Origin of the sequence: Novosphingobium sp. ST904 (assembly GCF_001298105.1) — a bacterium.
GTDB lineage: Bacteria > Pseudomonadota > Alphaproteobacteria > Sphingomonadales > Sphingomonadaceae > Novosphingobium.
The window spans coordinates 155,959-162,576 of the sequence record NZ_LGJH01000160.1 but is presented as its reverse complement, the minus strand read 5'-3'; the positions used below and the strand labels follow the sequence as shown (position 1 = coordinate 162,576).

Genomic DNA, 6,618 nt, shown 5'->3' with positions numbered 1-6,618 from the left:
ATGTGAACTAAACGCTCCTGTCTTCGGACAGGAGCCGTCTTTTTTTGGTTTCAGGGGAATTGGGGGCAGGGGCCAAAGCAGATACTTGGGGCCCGCCTATCCCTTACTTCGCCTTCACGGCAACGCCGCCCTTGAACAGCGCCAGTACGCGGCCCTGCACGGGTTGCTTGTCGAACGGGGTGTTTCCGGCAGCGGCCGCCATCTTGTCCGAATCGACGATCCACGGCCGGTCTGCATCGACGATCGCAATATCCGCTTCGGCCCCGATTTCCAGCTTGCCCGCATTGACGCCGAGGAGCCTTGCCGGATTGGTCGCGATCAGTTCGAAGGCGCGCGAGAGCGAGATCACACCGTCGCGCACGAGATTCATCGTCAGCGGCAGCAGGGTTTCGGCGCGGCCATGCCGGGGGCGGAATCCGCGAAGGGCAGGCGCTTGTCCTCGGGGCCGCGGGGGTCGTGGCCGGAGGCGATCACGTCGATCGTACCGTCGCCGATCGCGGCGATCACGGCCTTGCGGTCGTCTTCCGAGCGCAGCGGGGGCGAGAGGTGCGCGAAAGTCCGGAAGCCCGCCAGCGCGAGTCGGAGAGCATGAAGTAGGCGGGCGTGACACCCGCCGTGACCCTGAGCCCGCGATCCTTCGCACGGCGCACGAGGTCGAGGCCCCGGGCGGTCGTGACCTTGCGGAAGTGGATCGCGGCGCCCGCCAGTTCGGCAAGGGCGATATCGCGCGAAATGGCGATGGCTTCGGCTTCGGCAGGCGCGGAGGGCAGGCCGAGGCGGGTTGCCATCTCGCCCGAGGTGGCAACGGCTTTGCCCGTGATCCCGGCATCTTCCGGGTGCGAGAGCACGACCATGCCAAGCATGCCGGTGTACTGGAGCAGACGGAGCATCGTGCCCGAATCGCCGATCCATTGGCGGCCGGTGGTCACGGCCTTCGCACCGGCGTCACGCATCAGGGCGATTTCGGCAAGCGCCTTGCCTTCAAGATTCTGCGTCGCGGCGGCGAGCGGGTGGACCCAGAGGTCGGCTTGCCCGACTGGGCCGCGAAGCGAACACGCGCCGGCACGTCGAGCGGCGGGTTCTGGTCCGGCATCAGTGCGGCGCGGGTGATCCCGCCGAAATGGAAGGCGGGCTTGTCGATGGCAAAGACGCCGATATCGACGAGGCCGGGAGCGATCAACTTGCCGCGGGCGTCGTGAACTTCGTCGCCGGGTTGCGGGGCTACGTTGGCGCCGAGGGCGGTGATGAAGCCGCCTTCGCTGCGCAGCGCGCCGGCGGTTACGGTGCCATCGGGCAGGATCAGCTTGCCGCCGGTCACGGTCAGGGGCGCGTTGTTGCTCATGCCCAGCCCTCCACACCGCGTGCCCGTCTGGTCAGAACTTCCAGGCAGGCCATGCGCATGGCGACGCCCATTTCCACCTGGGTGGTGATCTGCGAGCGGCCGACGAGGTCGGCGACATTGCTGTCGATCTCGATGCCGCGGTTCATCGGGCCGGGGTGCATGACGAGGGCATTGCCTTCCGCTTTGGCAAGACGATCGAGCGAGAGGCCGTAGAGGTGGCGATATTCGCGGGGCGAGGGGATGAACTGGCCTTCCATGCGTTCGAGCTGGAGGCGCAGCATCATCACCACGTCGGCACCTTTCAGCGCCGCGTCGAAATCGTGGAAGACCTTGACGTTCATTCGCTCGATATCGGCGGGCAGCAGGGCGGGCGGCGCGCAGACGCGCACCTCGGCACCCAGTGAATTGAGCGAGAGGATGTTGGAACGGGCAACGCGGCTGTGCAGGATGTCGCCGCAGATCGTTACGCGCAGGCCGTTGAAGGCGCGCTTGGCCTGGCGGATCGTCAGCGCGTCGAGCAGGGCCTGGGTGGGATGCTCGTGCTGGCCGTCTCCAGCGTTGAGCACGGGGCAATCCATGAGATCCGAGATGAGATGCACCGCGCCCGAGCTGGCGTGGCGGATGACGATGGCATCGGCGCGCATGGAGTTGAGGGTCATCGCCGTGTCGATCAGGGTTTCGCCCTTCTTCACGCTGGACGTGGCGACCGCCATGTTTACGACATCGGCGCCCAGGCGCTTTCCGGCGATCTCGAAGCTCAGCAGCGTACGCGTCGAGTTTTCGAAGAAGGCGTTGATGATCGTCAGGCCGGAAAGCAGGTCACGGCGCTTCTGCGTGCCCCGATTGAGATCGACCCATTGCTGGGCCTCGTCCAGCAGGAACATGATCTCATGCGGGGCGAGCCCGCCGATGCCCACGAGGCTGCGATGCGGGAAGGCTGCGGAGCCTTCCGGGTAAATGAATTCTGGTGCTGTCATCGAAGACAAGGCCTTAGGCTCGGGTGGGGGTGGGCTCAAGGTGTATTTTGGGTCGGCGGCCTATCTCTTGGGTGCAAGGGCTTTGCTTGCGGGTTTCGCACGGACGGGAACTTGGGCGGTATCGGTTCCTTCCCTTTCGCTTGCTCTGGCCGCGCCGCCGTTCGGGCGTTATGGCATGGGGATCGAAAGGCTGGTGAATTCATGACGTTCGCGCGCAAGATCTGGAAACTGCTGGTGGGCGTGAAGGATGCCCTGGCGTTGATTTTCCTGCTGTTGTTCTTCGCGCTGCTCTATGCCGCGCTCACCGCACGGCCTTCGGCGGGCAAGATCGAGAACGGCGCGCTGCTCCTCGAACTCGACGGGAACATCGTCGAGGAGAAGAGCAACATCGATTCGCTCAAGCTGCTGATGAGCACCGAGGCACCTGCCGGAGAGTATCAGGCGCGCGATATCGAACGGGCGTTGGCGCTGGCGGCAACGGATTCGCGGATCAAGGTGGTCGTGCTCGATCTGTCGCGCTTCCTCGGGGGCGGCATGGTGCACATCGAGGAGATCGGAAAGTCGCTCGACGCGGTGCGAAAGGCCGGCAAGCCGGTGCTCGCATTCGCCAATGCCTATGCCGATGACGGCGTCCAGCTGGCGGCCCATGCCAGCGAGGTCTGGGTCGATCCGATGGGCGGTGCCTTCGTCGCCGGGCCGGGTGGGAACCACCTCTACTTCAAGGGCCTGATCGACCGCTTCAAGGTCAACGCCCATGTCTACCGCGCCGGCACCTACAAGAGCTTCGTCGAGCCCTATATCCGCAGCGACATGTCGCCCGCCGCGCGTGAGGCCTATCAGGATATCTACGGTGCGCTGTGGAGCGGCTACAAGGCCGACATCGCGCGCGCCCGCCCGCAGGCCCGGCTTGACCAGATGACCGGCGATCCGATCGCCTGGGCCAAGGCTCGGGCGGCGATTTCGCACAGGGCGCCAAGGCTTCGGGTCTGGTCGACCGTATCGGCGACCGTACCGAGTTCGAGAACCGCGTCGCCGAAATCGCGGGCAAGGACGAAAACGGCGACTTGCCTTACAAGGCAACCCGCCTTCAGCCGTGGCTCGCCGCGAATCCCGAGAAGGGAGAGGGCGCCAAAATCGGTGTCGTTACCATCGCGGGCGAGATCGTCGATGGCGATGCCGGACCGGGACAGGCCGGGGGTGACCGTATCGCCGACCTGCTGGACGACAATATCGACGAGGGCTTCAAGGCGCTCGTTGTCAGGGTCGATTCGCCGGGCGGCTCGGCCATGGCGGCTGAGCGGATTCGCCGCGCGATCGAGCGCTACAAGGCGCGCAAGATCCCGATCGTCGTATCGATGGGCAACATGGCGGCCAGCGGCGGCTACTGGGTCGCGACGCCCGGCCAGCAGATTTTCGCGCAGCCCGAAACGATCACGGGCTCCATTGGCGTCTTCGCGGTCGTGACCAGCTTCGAGAAGACGCTGGCGGACTACGGCGTGACGAGCGACGGGGTGACGACCACGCCGCTTTCCGGCCAGCCTGATGTTTTCGCGGGCTTCACGCCCGAGGTCGAAGGGATGTTGCAGGCCTCGATCGAGAGCACTTATCGCAAGTTCGTCGGCCTTTCCGCCGCCGCCCGCAAGACGACGCCGGAAAAACTTGACGCGATCGCGCAGGGGCGGGTCTGGCCGGGCGAGGAGGCGCGCCGCATCGGTCTGGTCGACAAGATCGGCAATCTCGATGCGGCCCTTGCAGAGGCAGCGCGCCTTGGCGGTGTCGGCAACGGCAAGTTCCAGGCCGTCTACCTCAAGGGCGAGGAGGATTCGATCACCCGCTTCGTCAATGGCCTGACCTCGAAGCCGCAGCAGGCGCGGCTGGGCGGAATGGGCGCCTACGATTTCGCCAGCCTGGTTTCCCTGCGCCGGGACCAGCAGGCGGACCGGGCCATGCAGCAACTGACCGCGATGCTCTCTACCCGGGGCGCGCAGGCCTATTGCCTGGAATGCCCGGTGGTGACGGGCTCGGCACAGCCGCGGGGCGCGAAAGCTATCTCCCTTCTGGAGACGTTCTCGCGCCTTGCCGGGCGCGACTGAGGTTCAGTCCGGAGGAGGCATTTCGATCGGCCCGGTTTCGGGCCGGTCGAAATCCGGACCGGTTTCGGGGATCTCGGTGGGTGCGTCCGGCTCGCCGGGGTCGGCCGGGGGCACAGGCGTTTCCGGCGGGGTGTCACCGGGATTGTCGGCTGGTTGCGTGGCCATCGATTACCTCTCATTTCTGCACTGTTCCATCCAAGGTGGGCAGCGTGCAGGGCAGGGGCAAGACGGCGGAAGACGGGGTGGCGGCAATCCATCCCGCAGCGGGAACGCCGCAACGGACTTGCACATAGCGCGACTCGCGGCGCTTGCCCTTTTCCGCGTGTCCTTATAAGGGCACGTCCCTTGAGTTTCAGGCTTGATCTTTGCGGGCGTGGCGGAATGGTAGACGCGCTGGTTTTAGGTACCAGTATCGAAAGATGTGGGGGTTCGAGTCCCTTCGCCCGCACCATTACGCCGCCCTTGGGGAGATAAGTCGCGAGAATTGGCCCGTAAGGCCCGTTGAATTGCACAGGAAGGCATTTGAAATGCAGATCGTCGAAACCACCAACGAAGGCCTGAAGCGCGCCTACACGGTGACCATTCCCGCCACGACCATCACGGCCCGTGTCGAAGGCGAAATCAAGAAGATCGCCCCGCAGGTGAAGATGCCCGGCTTCCGCGCCGGCAAGGTCCCCGCCAATCTCGTCAAGAAGATGCACGGCGAAGCGATCCACCAGGACGCGCTGAACGCGGCTATCCGCGAAGCCATGGACAAGCTGGTCGCCGATCACGCCCTGCGCCCCGCGATGAACCCCGACGTCGCCCTCGGCGAGGGTTACGAGCAGGGCAAGGACGCCGAGCTGACCGTCAGCCTCGAAATCCTCCCCACGATCGCAGCCCCCTCGCTTGACGGCCTCAAGCTCGAGAAGCTGGTCGTGCCCGTCGCTGAAGACGCCGTGACCGAAGCGGTCGAGCGCATTGCCTCGCAGCAGCAGCGTTTCGAAACCAAGGACGGCGCGGCTGAAGACGGCGATCAGGTCATCATCGACTTCACCGGCAAGCTCGACGGCGTCGAGTTCGAAGGCGGCAAGGCCGAGAAGGCTCCGCTGGTCATCGGCGCCGGTCGTTTCATCCCCGGCTTCGAAGAGCAGCTCGCAGGCATCAAGGCCGGCGAAGAGCGCGTCATCACCGTGACCTTCCCCGAGGACTACCAGGCTCCGAACCTTGCCGGCAAGGAAACCACCTTCGACATCGTGGCGCACGAAGTGAAGGCTCCTGCCGAAAGCAAGATCGACGACGATTTCGCCAAGGAACTGGGTCTTGAGAGCCTTGAGCAGCTCCAGGGCCTGCTCAAGGGCCAGCTCGAGCAGGAAACTGCCGGCCTGACCCGCACCGCGATGAAGCGCCAGCTTCTCGACCAGCTTGCCGCCGGCCACGACTTCGACGTGCCGCCGACCATGGTCGAAGCCGAATTCGCGCAGATCTGGCAGCAGCTCACGCACGAAGCCAGCCACGAGGAAGACCCGGAAGCCGCTCTCGCCGAGATCGAGGCCGAGAAGGACGACTACCGCAAGATCGCCGAGCGCCGCGTGCGTCTTGGCCTGCTCCTGTCGGAAATCGGCCAGTCCAACGGGGTTGAAGTGACCGCGCAGGAAATGCAGATGCTCGTCGGCCAGGCTGCCCAGCAGTATCGCCCGGAAGATCGTCAGCGCTTCTTCGAATATGTCCAGCAGGACCCGATGATGGCCGCCCAGCTGCGCGCGCCGCTTTACGAAGACAAGGTCGTCGATTTCCTGATCGAAAAGGCCGAAGTCACCGAGCGTGAAGTGACCCGCGACGAGCTCCAGGCCGCCATCGAGGCCGACACCGACGGCGAAAAGACGGTCGAAGCCAAGAAGCCGGCCAAGAAGGCTCCGGCGAAGAAGGCTGCTGCCAAGAAGGAAGAAGCCGCCGAGGAAGCTCCTGCTGCCGAGGAAAAGCCGAAGAAGGCTCCCGCCAAGAAGGCCGCTGCCAAGAAGGATGAGGCTGCCGAAGCCGATGCCGAGGCAAAGCCGGCCAAGAAGGCTCCGGCCAAGAAGAAGGCTGCCGCCAAGGAGGATTGATCTCCTTTCGGCTTGATTTCGTGAAGCGCCCGCGCAGGAGATGCGCCGGGCCGTTTTTCGTATGGCCGATGCCTTCCCATCCCGCCCGCCTGCCTGCCGCGTGAGGACGTTATCCCACATCC

4 protein-coding genes, 1 tRNA gene and 2 pseudogenes are annotated in these 6,618 nt (G+C 65.0%); 4 read left to right on the top strand and 3 right to left on the bottom strand.

Features of this window, described 5'->3' with window-relative positions; genetic code table 11:
* Positions 1-103: 103 nt before the first annotated feature.
* Both ADT71_RS23055 and ADT71_RS23050 read right to left on the bottom strand, forming a co-directional pair.
* Positions 104-1,342, bottom strand: a pseudogene (locus ADT71_RS23055) (dihydroorotase family protein).
* Complete coding sequence (locus tag ADT71_RS23050; RefSeq protein ID WP_054440661.1) at positions 1,339-2,319, bottom strand: aspartate carbamoyltransferase catalytic subunit; 981 nt, start codon at positions 2,317-2,319, stop codon at positions 1,339-1,341. Before ADT71_RS23050 ends, ADT71_RS23055 begins: the two are co-directional and overlap by 4 nt.
* Between ADT71_RS23050 and ADT71_RS35970 the strand changes: the two are divergent.
* Together ADT71_RS35970 and sppA are read left to right on the top strand one after the other, a co-directional pair.
* Positions 2,233-3,210 (top strand): annotated as a pseudogene (locus tag ADT71_RS35970) (S49 family peptidase); the annotation flags it as partial. The gene ADT71_RS23050 and the pseudogene ADT71_RS35970 overlap by 87 nt on opposite strands.
* A gap of 173 nt (positions 3,211-3,383) precedes the next feature.
* Positions 3,384-4,412, top strand: coding sequence for a signal peptide peptidase SppA (gene sppA / locus ADT71_RS34335; protein WP_231636126.1), 1,029 nt, complete (start codon positions 3,384-3,386; stop codon positions 4,410-4,412).
* Positions 4,413-4,415: 3 nt separating this feature from the next.
* On the opposite strand, the gene ADT71_RS32390 is transcribed toward sppA, so the two are convergent.
* On the bottom strand, positions 4,416-4,577 hold the full coding sequence (locus tag ADT71_RS32390) for a hypothetical protein (RefSeq protein ID WP_165913258.1): 162 nt from the start codon (positions 4,575-4,577) through the stop codon (positions 4,416-4,418).
* A 202-nt stretch (positions 4,578-4,779) separates the two neighbouring features.
* Between ADT71_RS32390 and ADT71_RS23040 the strand changes: the two genes are divergently transcribed.
* Positions 4,780-4,863 (top strand) — tRNA-Leu (locus ADT71_RS23040).
* 76 nt (positions 4,864-4,939) lie between these two features.
* Positions 4,940-6,496 carry a trigger factor gene (gene tig, locus ADT71_RS23035; RefSeq protein WP_054440658.1) on the top strand — a complete coding sequence of 519 codons (1,557 nt, stop codon included), beginning with the start codon at positions 4,940-4,942 and terminating at the stop codon, positions 6,494-6,496.
* Positions 6,497-6,618: the final 122 nt, after the last annotated feature.

Coding starts and splice junctions, on each gene's coding strand:
- ADT71_RS32390 (WP_165913258.1), bottom strand. CDS start 4,577: ATGGCCACGCAACCAGCCGACAATCCCGGTGACACCCCGCCGGAAACG.
- tig (WP_054440658.1), top strand. CDS start 4,940: ATGCAGATCGTCGAAACCACCAACGAAGGCCTGAAGCGCGCCTACACG.
- ADT71_RS23050 (WP_054440661.1), bottom strand. CDS start 2,319: ATGACAGCACCAGAATTCATTTACCCGGAAGGCTCCGCAGCCTTCCCG.